This is a genomic window from Streptomyces sp. P9-2B-2 (assembly GCF_030406865.1).
Taxonomy (GTDB): domain Bacteria; phylum Actinomycetota; class Actinomycetes; order Streptomycetales; family Streptomycetaceae; genus Streptomyces; species Streptomyces platensis.
Genome location: NZ_CP129126.1, coordinates 7,280,800 through 7,303,315, shown reverse-complemented (window position 1 = coordinate 7,303,315; position 22,516 = coordinate 7,280,800). Strand labels below are relative to the sequence as shown.

Below are 22,516 nucleotides of genomic sequence, written 5' to 3'. Positions count from 1 at the left end.
GTTTCCTCGACGGGCAGGTCAGCCACCGGGCCCTCACCCTCACTCATCCGGGCACCGACGGCAACGGCTGCTCCGTCCAGATCGTTTTGCCGTTGCGCACATAGCGTGTGCCCCAGCGTTCGGTGAGTTGCGCAACGAGGAAGAGGCCGCGGCCGCCCTCGCCGGCCGCGGCCGGCTCCGCCGACAGTTCCCAGGTGGCCACCTTGTGTGCGGCCAGGCAGCGGGTGCGGGCGGTGAGCAGTGCGATGTCATCGCCGGGGCGATCGGGCAGCAGCGCGTCCTCCACCGCCTTGCAGAGGTCTTCCAGGGAGCGGGCGGGGTCGCTCAGCGCCCCGCGCAAGAGCTCCAGTCCCTCGTCGACGTCCCGGCGCCGGACCGCCAGGAGCCCGTCGGTGTAGAGGGCGAGCAAGCTGCCCTCGGGCAATTCCAGCTCGGCGGCTTCGAACGGCAGCCCGCCGAGACCGAGCGGTGGGCCGGCCGGCAGCTCGGGGAAGTCCACCCGTCCGTCCGGTGTCACCACCGCGGGCGGCGGATGACCGGCGCGGGCGAGGGCGCAGTGCCCGCCGACCGGGTCGTAGACCGCATACAGGCAGGTCGCGCCGACGACCTGCGGGGCACCTTCGTCGGTCGCCTCCTGCTCGGCGGCCAGCCGGTCCACGAGGTCGTCCAGGTGGGAGAGGACCTCGTCCGGGGGCAGATCGAGGTTGGCGAGGGTGTGGACGGCGGTACGCAGCCGGCCCATGGTGGCCGCCGCGTGGATACCGTGGCCGACCACGTCGCCGACGACGAGGGCGACCCGCAGCCCGGAGAGCGGGATGACGTCGAACCAGTCGCCGCCGACACCGGCGGTGGCGTCGGCCGGCAGATACCGGTGGTCGATCTCGACCGCCGGGTGCTCGGGCACCTCGCTCGGGAGCAGGCTGTGCTGGAGCGTGATCGCTGCCTGGTGCTGCTGGGTGTAGCGGCGGGCGTTGTCGATGCAGACGGCGGCCCGGGCGGCGAACTCCTCGGCCAGCGTCAGGTCGTCCGCCTCGAACGGCTCGGGCCGCCGCCACCGCCACAGGCTCACCACGCCCAGTACGAGACCACGCGCGACCAGCGGCACGACGATGAGCGAGTGGACGCCCAGCTCAAGGACCCGCTCGACCTTGTCCGGGTCGAGGGAGGACCGGCCGGGGGCGGACTCCAGGACCGGTTCGAGGACGGGGCGCCGCTCGTCCAGACATCTGGCCTGCGGTGCCCCCGCTGGAAAGTGCATCGTGTGACCCACGGGATACATCACCCGGGAAGCCTCGGGTGAGATGCTCCGGACCGCTGCCCTGACCATGAGGGCCGACGCCTCCTGGCCCGGTTCTTCACCACGGGTGACCGGTTCCAGCAGGTCGACGGAGACACAGTCCGCGAGGTCGGGGACCGCCACCTCGGCCAGCTCGCGCGCCGTACGCTCCACGTCGAGGGTGGTGCCGATACGGGCACCGACGTCGTTGAGGAGCGCCAGTCTCCGGCGAGCCCGGTAGCGGTCAGTGACGTCCTCGATCATCTGGGTGACGCCGAGAACCCGGCCCGCGGGATCCTGCATCCGGAAGGCCGACACCGAGACGACCAGCTCCCGGTCAGGGTCGTGCCGCAGGCGGCAGGGCTGCTCGGTGAAGATCAGCGGATCCCCCGTTTCGAGCACCCGTCGCAGTCGCGCCTCCACGGTTTCCGCGTCCCGGCCGATGACGAAGTCGCCGATGCGCAGCCCGCGGTAGTGCGCGGCCGGGATGCCACCGAACCGTGCGATCGCCCGGTTCACCCGCAACAGGCTCAGGTCGGGGGCGAGCACCGCAAGACCGATCGGGGACCGGCGGAACATCCCGTCCAGGACTGACCGGTCGGTCTCCCACTGGATCACCCGCTCCGCGGGCCCCCCGACGAGAAACCACTCGATGCCGCTGTCCGCCCGCACCACCGCCCGGACCCGGCAGCCCAGCTCCACCCGTCTGCCGCCGCGGTCCCGTACGGGGATGACCCCGAACCAGCCCCCAGCACTCACGCAGGCCGCCACCGCGGCCATGACGACGTCTTCATCCCGCGGGTCGAGCAGCACCTCGCGCACCGGCCGCCCCAGTACGTCCTCGGGCGCGTAGCCGAGCAGCGCCTCGGCACGTTCGCTCCAGCCGACGACCCGCCCCTTGCCGTCCAGCACGGCGGAGGCCGAGCGACGCACGGCGAACGGATCGTCCGGGGCCTCACTGAACGTCGTCACCGGTGTGTCCATCACTTACCACTCTCGTACCGACCCGGTGCGACTGCGCGTCGGCGCCGCAGGTGATGCCCCAGCCGGTGAGCTGGGGAGCGCAGAGCGCAGCCAGCAGGACGCGATGCGGCAGCGGGCCGTCAGCCCGGGGTGGTGTGGCCTCCCGACATCCCCATGCCGTGGGCCCGCCCGCAACGCGCCGTCTTCAGCCCACCCCGACCGGTGCGCACGACGAGGCCACAGCCGCGATGCTGTGGCCTCGTCAGGGTGGGTGCGGCCGCAGCGCCCGCGGACCGCCCTCGTTCCATGTCCGCCGCCACCGCTGCACCGACCGGACACTGACCCGCAGGTCCTTGGCGTTCAGCGCACTCGCCTCGCCCATAAGGACGGTTAGAACAGATCGCGGTACTGGTTGAAGCCAGAGCCAACCTTCACCCGGGACCTGAACGGCGACGACGCCTTGCCCGTGCCGTGGTACAGCCACAGGTTGCCCTTGGGATCGCGGGCGAGGAGGTCGCTGCGGCCGTCGTCGTCGACGTCACCCGTGGCCACCAGCTTGTTGAACTGGTTCCAGCCGGGACCCACCTTCACACGGGACGCGAACGGCTTCCGCAGATCGCCCGTGCCCTTGTACAGCCAGAGGACGCCCTGCTTGTCGCGGGCGACGATGTCCGGCTTGCCGTCGCCGGTCAGGTCGCCCTGACCGGCGATCTGGGTGAACTGGTTCCAGCCGGGGCCGACCTTGGCGCGCGGTGCCAGCGAGCCGTCCGCCTTGGTCTGAAAGCGCCACAGGACGCCCTGCTTGTCGCGGGCCAGCAGGTCGGGGTGCTTGGCGCCGCCCAGGGTCCCGGGGGAGAAGACGACGTTGTACCGACCCCAGCCGGTGGCCACCTTCTTCAGGCGCCCGTTGCGCCAGAGATTCAGCGCGCCGTCGTCCATGACGTGGTACGCACCGTCCTGGTAGCCCGTCAGATCGGGGTCGATCGACACCCCGTACCTGAAGTGCGGCCAGACGTAGGCGCCCGACCGTTCGTCGAAGCCGCCCTTCCCGTCGGGCATGTAGACGTACATCTGGCCCGACTGCAGGATCCCGGAGAGGAGGAAGGACGGCGCGGCCGGGGTGGGCTTGTGCTGCCCGGCCGCGGCGGAACTCCGGGCGACGTTCTGCGCCGGACCGGTGGTCGCGGGAGCGTCGGCCAGAGCGGCATCGGTGGTGGCACCGAACAGGACGGCGGTGATCGCCGTGGTGACGAGACGCGACAGGGCGCGTGCACGCCGGGAAGACCGGGTCACGTATGACTCCATGAGGTATGCAGAATCAGGCGGTGCGCTCCGCATAGGTGTGCGGAGCGCCCGCATCATTGTCCGGGTCTTCGCACGTCCGTCCCAGTGCTTTTTGCGGTGGGGCGCGGAATGCCGAATTCCGCCCGGAGGGCACTGCGAAAGGGCGGCAACCCCGTTGGGGATGGCCGCCCTTGGTGCCCCTCTGCGGGACATCCGCACCTGGTCTCAGGCCGACGGCCGGCGGTACATGTTGGCCGGCGCAGCAACCCGCAGCCGGAGACGGGCTCGTCTAGGACCCGTAGGGACTGTCGTACCTGGCGATGAGGCCGAACTGGCTCTGGTCGCTGCTGGAGGTCGGTACCTCGGACATGAAGGACACCGTGCCGATGACGCGTTCCGATGCTTCTTGTGCCGCGGAGTCCAGCTGTTCCAGCTCCGCGGCCGACACGAGGGCGACGAGCGGCTTGCCGTGGCGGGTCACGACCACTCGCTCCCCGCCGTAGACGACGCGGTTGATCAGTTCTGCGAGTTCGGCCCGGGCTTGGGTCACCGGAATCTCATAAGCCATACCAGCCATCTTAGAGTCTGTACATCCTGTACAGTTGATGTTGAACGCTCGCGCCGGGGGACGCACAGGCACACCGTGGTCCCCATCGGCCGCTAGGCACGTGATCGACAAGGAGCTGGTGAAGTGGGCGGTAGCCTGGTCTGCTTGAGGGCGTCTGGTGGGCGGCGCGCTCTGGTCTTCATCCATCCCGCGAGCGGGTCGGCCGCCTCGTTCCGCGCGCTGCTGCCGCACTTGAGGTCGGACTGCTCCGTCTATGCCTTCCACTCGCCGGGCATCGACCCTGACCGCCCTCGGTCCATCGAAGGCATTGCGAAGGCCTACCTGGCGGAGTTCCTGAGCGCGGACTCCCGCTCCACCCCCGTTTTTGTCGGATGGTCCTTCAGCGGGCCGGTCGCGGTGGAGATGGCGCGTCTTGCTGAGGAAGCGGGGGTCAGTCCGGCCGGCGTCATCCTCCTGGACAGCGCGACCCACGAGGTCCTGGGAGAGCGAACGACTGACCTCGCCACGGAGGTTGGCGGACTCTTCGGGATCGACATGTCCCGGGCTCACGCTCCGACAGTCGACGAACTCCTTGACCACGCGGCGGCCCTGATCGCCGTTGCGAGTGACACGCCGGGGCTGACGGGCCAGGATCTGCGCCCCTTCTGGGACGTCTACAGCTGGCATCAAGGGATATTCGACGAAGGCTGGCGGGCCAGTCCGTGTCGAGCGCCGCTTCTGGTGATCCGGGCGCGTGACGAGACCGGCTGGAATTCGACATCGGAATGCCTTGGATGGTCCGAGGTGGTCAACCGTCCTGTGTCCGTGGCCTGGGCCGGAGGTACGCACTACACGATGATGGACGACAGCCGGCTGGCGGACATTGCGCTCATCATCGAGCAGGCCGGCGATCAGTGGGGTGCCGGGCCAGGCCCCCTCGACGTATCCCCTGATGTGCCTCGCAATGCACCACACGATGGGGCTTCCCCTGTCGGCAAGGTGTGAGCTCCGGTCCTCAACCGGCCGCCGATTTGAGTGCTGTGCAGGAAGTCGCTCGCCCCGATTCGCTGTTTCTCCTTCTTGATTCCGTGTAACCCATTCTCATCAACAGGACGGTATCGTGAACTCGACGTGGAATTTTGCAGACTCTTATGCGCGACTGCCCGAGGCTGAGGCGCGATATGTGATTCCGCGTTTTGTGGAGCGCACCTCGCAGGGGGTCCGTGAGTACGACCCGTATGCCAAGCTCTTCGAGGAACGCATCATCTTCCTGGGCGTGCAGATTGATGACGCTTCGGCCAACGACATCATGGCGCAGTTGGTGTGCCTGGAGTCGATGGACCCGGACCGGGACATCTCCCTCTACATCAACAGCCCTGGCGGCTCATTCACCGCGCTGACGGCGATTTACGACACCATGCAGTACATCAAGCCCGACATCCAGACAGTCTGTCTTGGGCAGGCGGCCTCGGCTGCGGCCGTTCTGCTGGCGGCGGGAGCCCCCGGAAAGCGGATGGCGCTGCCGAGCGCTCGTGTGCTGATCCATCAGCCGTACACCGAGACCGGCCGCGGCCAGGTGTCCGACCTTGAGATCAAGGCGAACGAAATCCTGCGTATGCGGGCGCAGATGGAGGAAATGTTCGCCAAGCACTCCAGCACGCCGATCGAGAAGATTCGTGAGGACATCGAGCGCGACAAGATTCTCACGGCTGATCAAGCCCTTGAGTACGGGATCGTGGACCAGGTTGTGGTGCCACGCAATATCCACATGAGCTGAGTCTCCCACTGGTTAATCGGCCAGCCCCTCCGGCGCCGGAGGGGCTGGCGTGGCGGCATGGTCAGAAGACGAGTGCAGGCAGGCGGTTGCGTCCGTGATGTTCCCCGAGGGTCCCAAGATTCCAGCTCTCACCGAAGCCGAGAGCCAGGTCGTTGATGCCTATCTGGCTGTCCTGAAACGGCTCAGCGGCGTTAATCCCACGCAGACGACGGGGACTTACACGGCGCTCAGAGCAGCGCAGGCGCTCGTGACCGAGTCACGGGCACTGCGGGACGCCCTGTCGTTGATGTTCGAGCGGCAGGAGAAGCAGATTCACGTGCGGACCATGGAGACGGCGTTGCGCTCTCTCGATGGGGACCGCTTTCAACCCCGGCTGGGGCCGTCCTCGGGAGAGACGTCGGCCGACGGCGGGTGAGGACTGTGGGGCGAGAGGTCCGTGACTGCCGGCGCGTGCGACGCGGTGGCCGGCGGCGTCGGAGTCGTCCCGCACCGTACTCGGCGTGCGCCGGACCCGCCCCGCGTCGGGGCTCACCCCGTGCCGGGCTCGTCCTGCGTGAGAGTTAGGGCTTGCGGGGCGCGTAGTGCGCGGCATTCGTCGTGGACGGAGTTCACCGGGATTGCCTGTGCAGATAGCCGGCCGAAGCGCGACCGCAGGGTGGGTCGGAGTTTTGACTCGTTCAGGGTTGACTGATTCTCACTCTTCGGGTTAGAAAGAAGATGATCTTCGTCGGCAGTCTCTGAGGCTGCACCAGGCGAACTGATCCAGCACTGGTATTAGTGGTTCGATTTTCTACCATTCCCGCAATGCGGGTGTTTGAGCCCCGTAATGCGGGTGCTTTGAGATAGGGCGACCGGCCTTGCGTGCGGTCGCAATCGGCGATGGATTCCACCTGTCGCCATGAACGGGGGATACAGGAATGAACACCGTCGGTGTGATAACGAAACCGCCGAGGCTCGCTTTGAGGGAAGACCTCGCGACGCTCGGCCCGCCCAGGGGCGGGACGCCCGCCGGCTGACGGCGTAGCGCTGAGGCCGACAACCGCCCGCGCTCACACGCACGCACACCCACAGTCGAACGTGGCACGAAGCAGCAAGTCGGCACCTGCCGGCCTTGGTTGCCCGCCGCCACCATCCATCATCGCCCTCCATTCATCACTGTCGCCACGCCCTGCCATGCCGTGCAGCCGCGCCGCGCAGTGAAATGCGGTGCGACGCGACGTGGTGCGCAAGAGGCTCCCTCATTCACGGCCCATGACGCCGACGATCGATCCATATTCTTTCGTTGCGGCGACGCGCGGGATTCGTGCGCTTTCGCATGCCCAGAATTCTGACCAGGTCGATCGGATGGATCGCCATCCAGCCAAGGTTGACTAAATTCCACTCCACAGGCTAGAAATGCGTTGATCTTCGTTGGCGGCCTCGATGCCTACGCCGGCGTGCAGGTGATCTTTTTCCAGTTCGGGCTTTGTGTGCCCGCAATTCAGGTTCTTTAGGACAGGGCGCCCGTTTCATCTCGGGTCGCATTCATCGAGAGCTGCTGTCTCGCTTCATGAAATTGGGGATGTTGAATGAAGACCGCCGGTGATATCGCGGGCTGGCTGCGGCAAAAAATCGCAGAAGAGCTGGGGGTGGCGGTCCGTGAGGTCGACACGGCCACTCAGTTCCGGGATCTGGGCATCGATTCCGCCGGGATGACCGCCCTGACCGCGCAGCTGTCGGTGCAGCTGGGTAAGCCGCTCTCCCCCACTGTCGCCTGGCACTTCCCGACCATCTCCGACCTGGCTGAGGCCCTCGCCGGCGAGCAGGACGCGTCGGGACGTCCGGCGAGAACGGCTGGGCAGACGACGGCGGGAACGCCTGCTGAGGGCAGCGCGGTACCCGTCCGACGAACCCATAGCCGTGGTGGGTCTCGCGTGCCGGTTCCCGGGCGCGCCGAATGCGGAGGCGTACTGGGATCTGCTGCGGTCCGGGACCGACGCGGTGACCGAAGTGCCGCCGGAGCGCTGGGACTCCGAAGCGCTGTACGACCCGGATCCGTCCATGCCGGGGAAGATGAGCACCCGCCGTGGCGGGTTCCTGTCCGGCGTGGACACCTTTGACCCGCAGTTCTTCGGGATCTCTCCGCGCGAAGCCGCCCAGATGGATCCCCAGCAGAGGATCGCCCTCGAGCTCGCCTGGAGTTCCCTCCAGGACGCCGGCATCCCGCCCGCGTCACTGCGGGCCGGCAGCACGGGTGTGTTCCTGGGGACCTTGTGGAGCGATTACGCACGGCTCGCCGGGCGCGATCTGGAGGAGATCCAGCAGCACACGGCCACCGGCCAGGAGCCGAGCATCGTGCCGGCCCGGGTGTCGTACACCCTGGGCCTCCAGGGGCCCAGCATCGGTGTCAACACCGCCTGTTCGTCGTCCCTCGTCGCGGTGCACCTGGCCTGTCAGAGCCTGCGTTCCGGTGAGAGCGCCCTGGCGCTCGCCGGTGGTGTCAACCTGGTGCTCGCGCCGGAGAGCAGCGCGGCGATGTCGAAGCTCGGAGCGATGAGCCCGCACGGCCGGTCCGCGGCGTTCGACGCCTCCGCCGACGGATACGTGCGGGGCGAGGGCGGCGGCATCGTGGTGCTCAAGCCGCTCTCCGCGGCGCTGGCCGACGGGGACCGGATCCACTGTCTGATCCGTGGCAGCGCAGTCAACAACGACGGTGCCAGCAACGGCCTCACCGCACCCAACCCGTCGGCGCAGGAAGCCATGCTCCGTGCGGCCTGTGCACGGGCCGGTGTCGACCCGCACGGCATCCACTACGTGGAGGCGCATGGGACCGGAACACGGCTGGGCGACCCGATCGAGGCGCACGCGCTCGGCACGGTGCTGGGCGCGGGCCGGCCCGCCGGGGCACCGCTGCTGGTCGGATCGCTGAAGACCAACATCGGCCATCTCGAAGCGGCGGCCGGCATCGCCGGACTGATCAAGGTTGCGCTGTCGATGCGCCACCGCTCCATCCCACCGACTCTCCACCACGAGCGGCCGAACCCCGACATCGCCTTCGACGCGTTGCGGCTGGCCGTCCCGACCGCTCTCACCGACTGGCCGGCCGGCGACGCCAGGCCCATGGCGGGGATCAGCTCCTTCGGGTTCGGCGGCACCAACTGCCATGTGATCGTGGAAGGGCCGCCCACCGGCAGCGCACAGATTCTGCCGCTGTCCGCCGGGACGCCCGAAGCGCTGCGGGAGGCCGCGGGCGCGATGCTCGACGCGGTGGCGGACGCTCCGTCGGGCTCCGTCGCGGACTGGTGCGCGACCGCCGCCCTGCGCCTGAGCTCCCACCCGTACCGGGCGGCGGCGACCGTCCGCACCAGGGGCGAGCTGCGGGACGCATTGGCCGGCATCGCCTCCGGTGGCATCGGCTCCGCGGTCGGGAAGCCGCCTCGTCTCGCCTTCGTGTTCTCCGGGCAGGGCTCGCAGTGGTGCGGCATGGGGCGGGACCTGCTGCACACCGAGCCCGTCTTCCGCGAGGCACTGCGGGAATGCGACCGACTGATACACGCCCGCACCGGGATTTCCGTCGTCGAAGAGTTGCGCCGCGAGGACGGCGAGTCCCGACTGGACGGGACGACGGTGATGCAGCCGGCCGTATTCGCCGTGCAGGTCGCCCTTGCGGCGCTGTGGCGCTCGTGGGGCGTACAGCCGGACGCCGTGGTGGGGCACAGCCTGGGTGAGGTGGCGGCGGCCCATGTGGCGGGCGCCCTGTGCCTGGAGGACGCGGTACGGGTCGTCTGTGAGCGCAGCCGGCTGATGAGCCGGATCGAGGGTATGGGCGCCGTGGCGGTGGTCGACCTCCCCTTCGCCGAAGTGGAGAGCCTGCTTGCCGACCGCCCCGGCCTCTACCCCGCCGGCGCCAACAGCACCCGGAGCTCCGTCGTTTCCGGAGACGCCATCGCGCTCGACGCGTGCCTGGCGGAGCTGAGCGAGCGCGGTGTCCGGTGCCGGCGCGTGAACATGGGAGTCGCGTCGCACAGCGGACAGTGCGACCCGCTCCTGCCCGAACTGCGCGAGGCGCTGTCCGATGTGCAGGCATCACCGGCCGCGGTTCCGGTCATGTCCTCGGTGACGGCGGACTTCGTCGACGGGCAGGCGCTCGGCGCCTCCTACTGGGTGCGCAACCTGCGGGAACCGGTGCTGTTCGCCCCGGCGGTCGAGCGGCTGCTCGACGCGGGGTACGACCACTTCCTCGAAGTCAGCCCGCACGCCGTGCTCACCAGCTCGGTGGAGGCCGTCGTCGAGGAGCGCGGTGTGCCGGCCCGGTCGCTGGCCTCACAGCTTCGTGGACGGGATCCCCGCGAGGTCCTGCTGAGCACTCTCGGCGAACTGTACGGCGCCGGCCGCGACATCAACTGGCGCCCCGTCTACTCGGCGGACCTACATCTCGTCGAGCTCCCCGCGGCGGCGGACCGGCTCGCCGTCCCTGTGGCGGAGGACCGGCGGGTCCGTACTCTCCCGCTGAGCGCCCACTCCCTCCCGGCGCTGCGTCAGCTGGCCCGCGATACGGAGACCCGCCTCGCCGGGCCGGCGCATATCGACCTCGACGACCTGTGCCACACCGCGGCCCTCCGGCGCGACCACCATGAACACCGTGCGGCAGTGTCGTTCGCCTCGTCCGGGCAACTCGCCGCGCAGCTAAGAGAGTTCGCTGCGGAAGGTTCGGCGGAAGGACTGGTGGCCGGCAGCGCCCTGCGCAGGACGAACGGTCCGGTGTTCCTCTTCTCGGGCCAGGGCGGGCACACCGCCCGTATGGGCTGTGAGCTGTTCGCCCACGAGCCGGTGTTCCGTGACGTCATCGAGCGGTGCGACCGCTGGCTGGCCGAGAAGGCGGGCTGGTCTCTGATCGCCGAGCTCCAGGAGCCGGAGGGCTCGTCCCGGATCGACGAGACGGAGATCACTCAGCCCGCCCTGTTCGCACTCCAGGCCGGACTGGCCGAACTGCTGCGGTCCTGGGGCATCACGCCCGCCGCGGTCATCGGGCACAGCGCCGGCGAGATCGCGGCCGCCTACTGCTCCGGGGCCCTCACGTTCGAGGACGCGCTCCTCGTCGCGCTCCACCGGGGCCGCATACTCCAGCGGGCCACCGGCAGGGGCCGGATGGCCGCGGTGGGCCTGGGGGAACGGGACGTCGAGGGCCTGCTGGCCAGCCGGGCGGGCAAGGTGTCCATCGCCGCCGTCAACGGCCCCCGCACCACGCTGCTGAGCGGCGAGACCCACGCCCTCCAGGAACTGCTCGACGAGCTCGACCCCGCCGTCTTCCGGCGGATGCTCCGCGTCGGCTACCCCTCACACAGCCCCCAAATGCGCGTGTACCAGGAGGAGCTGGGCCGCCTGTTGGCTGACATCCGGCCAACGGCGGGTGACATCCCCCTGTTCTCCACCATCGACGCGGATTTCCGCCCGGGGACGTACTTCGACGCCGCCTACTGGGTCCGGACCATCGCCGAGCCTGTGCGGTTCTCGGCGGCTGTCGAGACGCTCGCCGCCGAAGGACACCGGTCGTTCGTGGAGCTCGGGCCGCACCCCGTTCTCGTGGCGCCGACGTCCCAGTGCCTGGAGCAGACCGGCCAGGAGGGCCTCGTCGTTCCCACCATGCGCCGGGAAGCCGGTGAACAGCAGGCCGTTCGTGAGGCGGCCGGCACCCTCTGGGCCCACGGGTATGCCACCGACTGGAAGGCGGTACATTCCCGCCCCGGCCGGCTGGTGACCACCCCGGACTATCCGTGGCAGCGGGAGCGACACTGGCTCACGCCGGCGCCGCTGACCCGGCGCGACGCCGCCACCGGAAGCCTGCTGGAACTGCTGGCGCGCGGTGACGTGTCCCGGGTCACCGACGAGATCACCCGCCAGGGCGACCTGACGGACGTCGAACTGGGTTTGCTGCCCAAGCTCCTCCAGCGGCTCGCGCCGGCCGGCACCGGGACCCCGCACGGGTGGCTGCACGACCTCGTCTGGCGCGCGAAGCCGCTCGGGACCCCGGCGAAGTCCGCCGGCTCCGGCAGTTGGATCGTGCTGGCCGACGATCCGGAGGGACCACTCGCCGGTTCCGTGTCGCGGGCCCTTCGCTCGGCCGGGCAGGAGTGTGCGCTCGTCCGCAGCGTGTCGGAGCCCGAGGAGCTGTCGGCGGCGCTGCGGCGGGCCGCTGCGGAAGCGGCCGCTCCGTGCCGCGGGGTGCTTCTGCTCGCCGGTCGGGATCCGGAGGCGGGTCCGGAGGAGGCCATGACACGCGGCCTCCGTCCGGCCCTGGCCACCGTCCAGGGGCTGGCCGCGTGGCAAGGGCGTTCCGTACCGAGAATGTGGCTCGTCACCTCGGGCGCGCAGCCCGTGGGCGAGTGGTCCGCCGAGGCAGACATGGCCCAGGGCGCGCTGTGGGGCTTCGGCCGGGTCGTCGCGCTGGAGCACCCCGAGCTGTGGGGCGGCCTGGTGGACCTCGCCCCCGGGCAGGCCGGCTCGGCGGCAGCGGCCGACGCGCTGGTGAAGGAGCTCCTCGCCGGTGACGGTGAGGACCAGGTGGCGTTCCGCGACGGCAGCCGCCATGTGGCGCGGCTGGCCCCCGCCCCGGAGGACTCCGGGGCCGCGCAGCGGACCGCGATCCGCCCGGACGGCGGCTATCTGGTCACCGGCGGACTCGGGGGGCTGGGTCTTGTGGTCGCCCGGTGGCTTGTCGCGGAGGGAGCCCGGCACCTGGTGCTGCTGGGCCGTCGCGCACCGGACGCGGACGCTGCCGCCACCCTCGCCGAACTGACCTCCCTCGGTGCCACCGTGGACGTGGTGCAGGCCGACGTCACCCGGGCCGAAGACGTGGAGCGCGTGATCGCCGGGTTCGGGCGGCAACGGCCCCCGCTGCGTGGTGTCTTCCACGCCGCCGGCGTGCTCGACGACGGAACCCTGCTCCAGCAGGACTGGGACCGTTACCGGGCCGTCCTGGCTCCCAAGGTCATCGGTGCGCACCACCTGGACCGCTGCACCCGGGACCTGCCGCTCGACCTCTTCGTGCTGTTCTCCTCGTTCGTCGCCGTCCTCGGCTCCCCGGGGCAGGCCAACTACGCGGCGGCGAACGCCGCCCTGGACAGCCTGGCCCACCACCGCAGTGCGCTGGGGCTCCCCGCGACGAGCGTCAACTGGGGGCCGTGGGAAGGCGTCGGCATGACCGACTCGGCGGCCGCCGCACGGTACCGCTGGAGCGAGCGCGGAGCCCGGACCATCCGCCGTGACGAGGGCGCCCGCCTGCTCGACCGGGTGCTGGACCGGTCCGCGCCCCAGGTAGGTGTGTTCTCGGTCGACTGGGACGTCTACCACGACTGGCTGCACCCCACGGCCAACCGCGACCTGCTCGCTCTGGTCCACACCGCGGCCGCCGGGGCGCAGAACACCGGGGACGACGAGGACACCGTTTCCTCCCTGGCCGACCGGCTGGCCGCGCTCGACCCGAGTGACCGGATGGAGCACCTGGTCGCTCACCTGGCCGCCAAGGTGGCCGACATCGCGGGCTTCGCCGCGGACCACGCCGTGGACCCCGAAACCGGCTTCTTCCAGCTCGGCATGGACTCGCTCATGAAGCTGAAGCTGGTGACCCGTCTGCGGGCGGAGCTGGGTGACCGGCTGACCCTGCCCGGGACGCTGCCCTTCGACCACCCCACCTGCGCGTCGCTCGCCGCCCACCTGCTCGACGAGCTGGCGCTGGCCCCGGGCCACCCGGCACAGCCCGACGAGGACGGTGTCGAAGAGCTGATGGCCGAGGTGGAACGGCTCACCGCCGACGAGGCGGCCCGGTATCTGGACCAGCTCACCACGGAGAACCAGCCCGAAGGGGGCCAGAACGCATGAGTAGCATCGCCGACCGGATCGCGGCACTTCCCGCATCCCAACGGGCCCTGCTGGAAGAGCGGTTGCGACAGCAGCAACGCCCCGCCGCCCCGGCTCCCGAACCGATCGCCGTAGTGGGCATGGGATGCCGTTTCCCCGGCGGGGCAAACGATCCCGAGACCTTCTGGAACCTGCTCAGATCCCGGACGGACGCGACGTCCACCGTGCCCGCCGGCCGGTGGGACGCCGAGCGGCTGCACGACCCCGAAGCGGCCCGGCCGGGCACCGTACGGTCCAAGCGCGGCGGTTTCCTCGACAGCATCGACACCTTCGACGCCGAGTTCTTCGGCATTCCCCCTCGGGAGGCGGAGACCCTCGACCCCCAGCACCGGCTGCTGCTGGAGGTCGCCTGGGAAGCCCTCGAACACATGGGGCAGGCGCCCACGGCGCTTCAGGGCACGCAGACGGGCGTGTTCGTCGGCATCGGGATCGATGACTACAAGCTCCTGCAGACGGCCGACCTGTCACGGATCGACGGGCACATGGGGACCGGAAACCTCTTCTGCGCGGCCGCCGGGCGCCTGTCCTATCTGCTGGGCGTGCGCGGACCGTCCCTCGCCGTCGACACCGGATGCTCCTCGTCCCTGGTGACGGTCCATCTGGCGATGCAGAGCCTGCGCTCGGGCGAATGCGATCTCGCGCTCGCCGGGGGCGTCCACCTCATGGTCGCCCCGGACATGACGGTCTACCTCTCCCAGGCCGGAGTACTGTCGCCGGAGGGGCGCAGCCGCGCCTTCGACGCCTCGGCCGACGGCTACTCCCGCGGCGAAGGGGCCGGGATCATCGTCCTCAAGCGGCTCTCCGATGCCCGGGCCGCCGGGGACACGGTGCTCGCGGTGCTCCGGGGATCCGCCGTCAACCACGGGGGACGCGGCAGCGGGCTGACGGTTCCCAACGGCAGCGCCCAGCAGGACCTGATCAGCAGCGCCCTGAAGGCGGGGCGGATGGAGCCGGCCGACGTCGACTACGTCGAAACCCACGGCACCGGCACGCCGATCGGCGATCCCATCGAGGCGAACGCGCTCGGCGCCGTCTACAAGCGAGGACGCTCCCCGCACCGTCCGCTTCTGATGGGCACGGTGAAGACGAACGTCGGCCACCTGGAGGCCGCGGCAGGCATCGCCGGACTGATGAAGGTGGTGCTGTCGCTGCGCCATGAGGAGATCCCGGCCCATCTCCACCTGCGGGACCGCAATCCGCAGATCGCCTGGGACGATCTCCTGCTCGACGTCCCCACCGAGGCCACGCCGTGGCCTCGGCGGGACCGGCCCCGGGCAGCCGGCGTCAGCTCCTTCGGGATCGGCGGCACCAACGCGCATGTGATCGTGGAGGAGGCTCCGGCCGTCTCCGCGCCGCCGGCCGCTCCGCAGGACCGGTCACATCACCCCGTCGCGCTTTCGGCCCGGACCGAGCCCGCCCTGCGGCACATGGTCGAGCGCTACCGGCTGCACCTCGAAGGGCACCCGGACGCGGTCTGCGCGGACGTGGCGCACTCGGCGAACACGGGGCGCGCCCACTTCGCCCACCGTGCCTTCTTCGTCGCGTCGGACACCGCGGATCTGACCGCGCAGCTCTCCTCCTGGCAAGCGCCGGGAGCGCCTGCCGCGTCCCGCGCCCCCGGCCGCGACTTCCGCACCGCGTTCCTCTTCACCGGGCAGGCGTCGCAGTACTTCGGTATGGGCGCCGGGCTGTACGCCGATCAGCCGGTGTTCCGGCAGGCGATCGACACCTGCGCCGAGCTGCTGCGGGACCGGTACGGCTGGTCGCTGACCGAGGTCCTCTACGCACAGGACGGCGACCGGTCGCTCATCGACCGCACCGAGTACGCGCAGCCGGCCCTCTTCGCGGTGGCCTATGCGCTGGTGTCCCTGTGGAAGGCGTGGGGCATCACACCCTCCGTCGTCCTGGGCCACAGCGTCGGCGAGCTCGCAGCCGCCTGCGCCGCCGGCATCCTGCGGCTGGAGGACGCGCTGCCGCTGGTCGCCGAACGCGGTCTGCTCATGGCGAAGCTGCCGGGCGGCGGCGCGATGGCCGTCGTCACCGCGGACGAGCCGACCGTGTCGGCGCTGATCAAGACCTACGCGGGGCTGAGCGTCGCGGCGGTGAACGGCCCGCTGCAGACCGTGGTGTCGGGGCCCGCCGACAGCGTGGCGGACCTGCTCGACGCACTGGGCAAGGACGGTGTCGGAACCCGTCTGCTCAACACCTCGCACGCCTTCCACTCCGCGCTCATGGACCCGATGCTGGAGCCGTTCGGCGCCCTGGCGGACGGCGTGGCGCACCGGAAGGGCACCGTTCCGGTCATCTCCACCGTCACCGGTGAGCAGGTTCACGGCGACGACTTGGCCCGCGGCGGGTACTGGAACCGCAACGCCCGCGAGGCGGTCCGCTTCCTCCCCGCCGTCCGGACGCTGCTGGAGCGGCGGTTCGACGCGGCCATCGAGATCGGCCCGGACCCCGTCCTCACCCGCCTGATCGCCAAGCAGGGCCTGGACCCCCGCGCGGACCGGCTCTGGCTGCCCTCCCTGTCCCGGCACACCGACGACTGGCAGCAGATCCTCCAGACCCTGGGGAGCCTGTACGCGGCCGGCGCCGACATCAACTGGCACGCCGTGGACGCCGGGTTCACCCGAAGCCGGGTACCGCTGCCCAGCTACCCGTTCGAACGGAAGCGTTACTGGAAGGACACCCGGAGCACGCGCGGCACCCGCCCGGCGGGCACGTCCGTCTTCCCGGGCACCCGGCTGAGCTCACCGGCGCTGCGCGACACGGTGTTCCAGACCCGGTTCACGGCCGACTCCCCGGCATTCCTGGCCGACCACGTGCTCTTCGGTGCGGTGGTGGTTCCCGCGGCGTCCCACCTGGCCATGACGCTCTCCGCCGCCGTGCAGGGGCGGGCGGGCTCCGGCGCGCTGCTGGACGGGGTCTCTTTCCCTCAGGCGTTGACCGTGGACGACGCCGAGCGGGACGTACAGCTGCTCATCGAGGGCGACGACGGTGCGGCCCCCCGGGCCTTCCGCGTGGTCAGCGCCCCTGCGGGCACGACGGATCAGCGGGCCTGGACGACCCATGCCACGGGAACGCTGCGCGTCTCGCCGGCGCCGGGGACGGCAGTCCGGACACCCACGCACCACGAGCTGCCGGGGCGGCCGGGCGAGCGCCTCGGCGGGGCCGATTTCTACGCCGCGATGCGGGAGAACGGTGCCGAGCTCGGGCCCGGCTTCCGTTACATAAGCGAGGTCACGCGCCACCCCGGCGAGGTCCTGGTCCGGATGCTCCCGCCGGAGCAGAACGACCGGGACGGTCGCTTCCTGCTGCCTCCCGGACTGGTCGACTCATGTGTCCAGGCCGTGGTCGCCCTGGTCTGGGCCACCCGGCCGGACGAGGAGCTCGGCGTACGGGTTCCCATCCGGCTGGACGCCCTGAGGTTCCACACGGCGCCGCCCACCGCGCCCCTGTGGTGCCACGTTCAAGAGCGCCCGGACCAGAGCCCGGACGGCGACACGGTCGTGGCGGACCTGCTGCTGTGCGACGAAGTGGGCACCGCGGTTCTGGAGATGGAGGGTCTCTGGCTGCGCCGCGTACCGGCCGACGCACTGCTGCGCCGGGACACCGCCGTCATCCGGCAGCCCGCCTGGGAAGCCACGGACGCCGTGCCGGTCCCCGGTGACGGAACCGCGCTCGACGCCCCGTGGCTGGTGCTGGCCGACCGTCGCGGCGTCGGCTCCGCGCTGGCCGCACAGCTCCGGACCCGCGGACACGAGGCCACCGTCGTCGAGGCCGGTGCCCATGACGACACGAACCTCAGGACGCTGGTACGGGAACGCACGGCCGGCGGCAGCCCGTTGAACGTGGCCTTCCTCCCGGGCCTCGACGAGCCCGACGACGAGCCGACCGCGGAGTCCCTTGAGCAGGCCCAGGGAATGGCCTCCGCTGCCCTGCTGACCGTGCTCCAGGAGCTGAGCAGCGCCGGGCGTGCCGCACGGGTCCTTGTGGTGACCCGCGGAACGCAGTCGCTCTCCGCACATCCCGTCCGGGTCGTGCACGCCCCGCTGTGGGGCCTGGCGGCCATCGCCGGAGCCGAGAACCCCGACGTACGCTGCGTACTCGTCGACCTCGACCCGGACGGACCGGCGGTGCGGAACGAGGCCGAAGCGCTCTGCGCCGAAGCGCTCGCGGCCGACGGCGACGACCGGATCGCCTTCCGCGGCGGCCGACGGCATGTCGCCGGGACAACGGGAACGGCACTCCCGGAACGCCCCACCGCAGCCGGGGAATGGGTGCGGCCGGACGGCACCTACCTGATCACCGGCGGGCTCGGCGCGCTCGGTCTGCACACGGCCGACTGGCTGGTGCGAGGCGGTGCACGACATCTCGTACTGATGGGGCGCCGGGCTCCCTCGGAGGCCGCCGCCCGCGCGGTCGACCAGTGGAAACGGGCCGGGGTCCAGGTTGCCGTACGCCAGGCCGATGTCGCAGACTTCGAGGCCGTGCAGCAGGTGCTGGCCGAGGTGGCACGCGCCATGCCACCGCTGCGCGGAGTGGTCCACGCGGCCGGTGTGCTGGACGACGGCAGCATCCCGCGGCAGAGCGCTCAGCGGCTGCGCTCGGTGATGGCTCCCAAGACGCGCGGTGCGTGGAACCTGCACCTGCTCACACGGGACGCGAAGCTGGACTTCTTCGTCCTCTACTCCTCCGTGGCCGCCCTCATGGGCTCCCGTGGCCAGAGCGGCTACGCCGCCGGCAACGCCTTCGTCGACGCCCTCGCCCACCACCGGCAGTCCCTCGGGCTGCCCGGGACCAGCGTCGCATGGGGGCCGTGGAGCGGCGACGGAATGGTCGCGACCCTTGACGCACACGCCGAACGCCGGGTGCGGGAGAGCGGTTTCGGCATGCTGGAACCGGGCCCCGCGCTCCGGGCGCTGGAGGACGTGTTGCGGGCCGGCGTCCCGCACGCGTACGTCTACGCCGGTGAGCCGGCCGGTGCCCGAGCGGCCGGTACGGGACGGAGCGGCGGTCCGCGTGGGGAGATCTCGTCCCCGGCCGGACAGTCCGTCTACGACCGCCCCGCCGGCTTCGGGCCCGCGCTCGCGCCGAGGAACGAGACCGAGGCCAGGCTCGTGGCCATCTGGGAAGTGCTGCTCGGCATCCACCCCATCGGTGTCGAGGACGACTACTTCCACCTGGGAGGCGACTCCATCACCAGCCTGCGGATCATCAGCCGGGCCAAGCAGGCGGGCATCCGGCTCACCGAGGCCGACCTCTTCACCCACCCGACGGTGGCGGAGCTGGCGGCCACGGTGCAGACCGTACCCACACCGGACGACAGCGGGCCGGGCGAGAGCGGTGCGGCCACGAACACACCGCGCGGCGCCGCCGTTCCCACCACGCACCTGGCCGAGGACGACCTGGCGCGGCTGCTGTCCCGCATCGGGTCCGCCGAGGCCGGGGCGCCCGACACCGCGGCACGACACGTCGATGTGGCCAGCGACAGCAACACAGAAAGGCGGAGCCGATGACCACGCGCATCGAGGGGGTACATCCCCTCTCCCCCCTGCAGCAGGGCCTGCTGTACCACACCATCCTCGACCCGGGGACGTCCTTCTACGTCGACCAGGTGATCCAGACGCTCGACGGCGATCTGAACGCCGAGGCCCTGGAACAGGCGTGGCAGCGGGCGGTCGACCGGCACACCATTCTGCGGTCCTCGTACCACTGGGAAGAGATCGACGAGCCCGCTCAGGTCGTGCGCGCCTCCGGCACCGCGCACATCGAGCGGCACGACTGGCGGGACACCGGCTCCGACGACGCCGTCCAGGAGCGGCTGGAGGACTTCCTGCGCACCGACCGGCGCCGGGGGTTCCAGCTGGACCGCCCGCCCCTGTTCCGGCTGCATCTCCTCCGCGTCGCCGAGCAGCGGCACCTCTTCGTCTTCCGCTATCACCACATCCTGCTCGACGCCTGGTCGGCGCTGATGCTGCTGGAGGAGGCGCTGTCCTCCTACGACGACCTGGTGCGGGGCCGGCAGCTGCCCTCCCGGCCCGTGCGGCCATACCACGACTACGTCGACTGGATACGCCGCCAGGACATGAGCCGGGCCGAGGAGTTCTGGCGCACCGAACTGGCGGGCTTCCGGCCGGCCCCGCTGGCCGTGACCGGCCCGGAGGGCGACGACAACGCACGGGCCGAGACCGGCTCGGACACCGGCCGGGAGAACCCCGAGGTGTCGCTGGTGCTCGCGCGGGAGACCGGCGAGGCCCTGCGCCGGCTCGCCCGCGAGCACCGGCTCACTCTCGGCACCGTGCTCCAGGCCGCGTGGGGCCTGCTGCTCAGCAGGTACACCGACCAGCAGGACGTCGTGTTCGGGATGACCATGACGCACCGGCCGGCCGAGCTGGACGGGATCGAGGACACCCTCGGGCTGTTCATCAACACGCTGCCGTTGCGGGTGCGGCCGGCCCCGCACCGCCCGTTCGCCGCGTCGTGCGCCCAGGTCCAGGGCGCGCAGACGAGGATGAGGGAATTCCTGTCCAGCCCCCTGGCGGATGTGCAGCAGTGGAGCGATGCCGAACCGGGTGCGCCGCTGTTCGACAGCATCATGACCATCCTCAACGTGCCGCGGATCGGCAACCTGGGACGCCGTACCGGCGAACTCGACGTCCGAGGTGGCGAATACCGCTATCACACCAACTATCCGCTGGCCGTTCTCGTCATCCCGGACGAAGAGATCACCCTGCGCATCGGCTACGACAGGAGCCGCTTCGACGCGGCTGCCGTCGAGCGCATGCTGGGCCATTTCGCCACGATCCTGGAAACAGTGGCCACCGACTTCACGCTCCCGGTCGGCCGGATCTCCCTGCTGACCCGCGAGGAGCGGCAGAGGATCGATGCGTCGAGCGCCGGCGAGGCGGTGGCGCCACCCGGCCTGTGCGCCCAGCGGCTGTTCGAGGAGCGTGCGGAACGCACCCCGGACGCGACGGCGGTGACCTTCCGGGGCACGTCCCTGACGTACGGTCAACTCGACGCGCGAGCGAACCAGTTGGCGCATCTCCTGGCGGAGCACGGCATCGGGCCGGAGTCGCGGGTCGGGCTCTGCCTGGACCGCTCGGTCGACCTCGTGGTCGCGATGCTGGGCGTCCTCAAGGCCGGCGGCGCGTTCGTACCGCTCGACCCCGCCTACCCCGAGGACCGCCTCGACTTCATGAGCCGGGACGCCGAGCTGTCCCTGCTGCTGACCAGCAGCGCGGCACAGCGGCAACTGCCCCGGCTCGCCGTCCGCAGCCTCCTGCTGGACGAACAGACCGAGGCGCTCGACCGGCACAGCACCGAGCCCGTCTCCAGCGGCGTCCGGCCGGACAACCTCGCGTACGTCATCTACACCTCAGGGTCCACCGGGCGTCCCAAGGGAGCGCTCATCACCCACGACGGCCTGGTGAACAGCTGCCTCGCACAGCAGGACGCGTTCGGCACCGGCCCCGAGGACCGGGTGCTGCAGTGGGCGTCCCCGAGTTTCGACGCCTCGGTCTTCGAGGTCTTCCTGGCGCTGGGCGCGGGCGCGGTCCTGTGTCTGGCCCCCCAGGAGGAGGTCATTCCCGGCCCCGGGCTGGTCGACCTGCTGGCCCGCGAGCGCATCACCTGCCTGGTGATGGCCCCCTCCGCGCTCGCCGCCCTCCCGCTGGAGGCGCCCGCACGGCTGCCCGGGCTGCGCACCATCGTGCTCGGAGGCGAATCGGTAACCACCACGCTGCTCGACCGCTGGTGCACCGGGCGGCGGATCTTCAACGTCTACGGGCACACGGAGACGAGCATCTGGGCCACGGTCGAGGAGTGCGCGGCGGACGGGCGTCCCCCGTCGGTCGGCAGGCCGGTCCGGGGCATCCAGGTACACCTGCTCGACAGCAATGGGCAGCCGGTCCCTGACGGAGTCCCGGGTGAGCTCTACCTCGGTGGTGTCGGAGTCGGCCGTGGCTATCTGAACCGGCGCCGGCTCACTGCCGAGCGCTTTCCGGCGAACCCGTTCTCCGGCGTCCCCGGCTCCCGTCTCTACCGGAGCGGCGACCTGCTGCGCAGACGTCCCGACGGCCGGCTCGACTTCGTCGGCAGGGTGGACGGACAGGCCAAGATCCGGGGCCTGCGCATCGAGACGGGCGAGATCGAGAGCGCCCTGCGCGAGCACCCGACCGTGAAGGACGCCGCCGTCATGGTGCGCGCCGGGCTCGGCGGAGAGGACACCGACCAGAGGCTGGTGGCCTACCTGTTGCTCCGGCCCGGTGACGAGCGCCCGGCAGAGGACTGGCGCCTCTTCCTGCGCACGACACTTCCGGACTACATGGTGCCCAACTCCTTCGTCACGCTGGACTCCCTTCCGCTGACCTCCAACGGCAAGCTGGACTACGCGGCCCTGCCGGAGCCCGGACGGAGCGTGCCGACCGACGGACGGACGGCGCCGCTCACCCCCTTGGAGAGCCGGATGGCCGAGCTGTGGGCCCAGACGCTCGGACTGGACAGCGTCGGCGCGCACGAGGACTTCTTCGCCCTGGGCGGCAACTCCATCAAGGCCACCCGGATCGCCTCCCGCATACGCCAGGAATGGCAGGTGGAGTTCTCCGTGCGCACGGTGCTGGAGAGCGGAACCGTCGCCGGCTGCACAGCCGCGCTTGGCGAGCTCCCGGCGCATTCTGTGCCCGAGCCGTCGGCGACCTGAGCCCCGTCCGCCTCCCTCGAAAACCGCCGATCGCATTCCCGGCGAGCGCGCCGAAATGAGCGCCGTTCA

The 22,516-nt window shown here is 70.7% G+C and carries 10 protein-coding genes and 1 pseudogene; 7 read left to right on the top strand and 4 right to left on the bottom strand.

Going from position 1 to position 22,516, the window contains the following annotated elements:
- Nucleotides 1-43 precede the first annotated feature (43 nt).
- From QT196_RS32040 to QT196_RS32030, 4 genes are all read right to left on the bottom strand, one after another.
- Nucleotides 44-2,260 carry a SpoIIE family protein phosphatase gene (locus QT196_RS32040; protein WP_290356187.1) on the bottom strand — a complete coding sequence of 739 codons (2,217 nt, stop codon included), beginning with the start codon at nt 2,258-2,260 and terminating at the stop codon, nt 44-46.
- Between the two features lie 241 nt (nt 2,261-2,501).
- On the bottom strand, nt 2,502-2,621 hold the full coding sequence (locus QT196_RS39445; protein ID WP_323139129.1) for a helix-turn-helix domain-containing protein: 120 nt from the start codon (nt 2,619-2,621) through the stop codon (nt 2,502-2,504).
- Nucleotides 2,622-2,629: 8 nt separating this feature from the next.
- Nucleotides 2,630-3,532 (bottom strand): VCBS repeat-containing protein, encoded by a 903-nt coding sequence (locus QT196_RS32035; protein ID WP_248001404.1) that lies wholly within the window; start codon nt 3,530-3,532, stop codon nt 2,630-2,632.
- Between the two features lie 280 nt (nt 3,533-3,812).
- A complete protein-coding gene (locus QT196_RS32030; RefSeq protein ID WP_168482226.1) occupies nt 3,813-4,091 on the bottom strand; it encodes a type II toxin-antitoxin system Phd/YefM family antitoxin in 279 nt (92 codons plus the stop codon).
- 123 nt (nt 4,092-4,214) lie between these two features.
- On the opposite strand from QT196_RS32030, the gene QT196_RS32025 reads away from it, so the two are divergent.
- From QT196_RS32025 to QT196_RS32000, 7 genes and pseudogenes are all read left to right on the top strand, one after another.
- Entirely contained in the window at nt 4,215-5,075 is an 861-nt protein-coding gene (locus tag QT196_RS32025; protein WP_266732014.1) for a thioesterase domain-containing protein, read from the top strand.
- 115 nt (nt 5,076-5,190) lie between these two features.
- Entirely contained in the window at nt 5,191-5,847 is a 657-nt protein-coding gene (locus QT196_RS32020; protein WP_248001403.1) for an ATP-dependent Clp protease proteolytic subunit, read from the top strand.
- Nucleotides 5,848-5,896: 49 nt separating this feature from the next.
- The gene (locus tag QT196_RS32015; protein WP_323139128.1) at nt 5,897-6,262 is read left to right on the top strand and encodes a hypothetical protein; all 366 of its coding nucleotides are present in this window, start codon (nt 5,897-5,899) and stop codon (nt 6,260-6,262) included.
- 1,153 nt (nt 6,263-7,415) lie between these two features.
- A pseudogene (locus QT196_RS39440) lies at nt 7,416-7,628 on the top strand (acyl carrier protein); the annotation flags it as partial.
- 118 nt (nt 7,629-7,746) lie between these two features.
- On the top strand, nt 7,747-13,704 hold the full coding sequence (locus QT196_RS32010) for a type I polyketide synthase (protein ID WP_290356186.1): 5,958 nt from the start codon (nt 7,747-7,749) through the stop codon (nt 13,702-13,704).
- Nucleotides 13,701-19,262 (top strand): type I polyketide synthase, encoded by a 5,562-nt coding sequence (locus QT196_RS32005; protein WP_290356185.1) that lies wholly within the window; start codon nt 13,701-13,703, stop codon nt 19,260-19,262. The genes QT196_RS32010 and QT196_RS32005 overlap by 4 nt, the downstream gene beginning before the upstream one ends.
- The gene (locus tag QT196_RS32000) at nt 19,259-22,447 is read left to right on the top strand and encodes an amino acid adenylation domain-containing protein (protein ID WP_290356184.1); all 3,189 of its coding nucleotides are present in this window, start codon (nt 19,259-19,261) and stop codon (nt 22,445-22,447) included. The genes QT196_RS32005 and QT196_RS32000 overlap by 4 nt, the downstream gene beginning before the upstream one ends.
- Nucleotides 22,448-22,516: the final 69 nt, after the last annotated feature.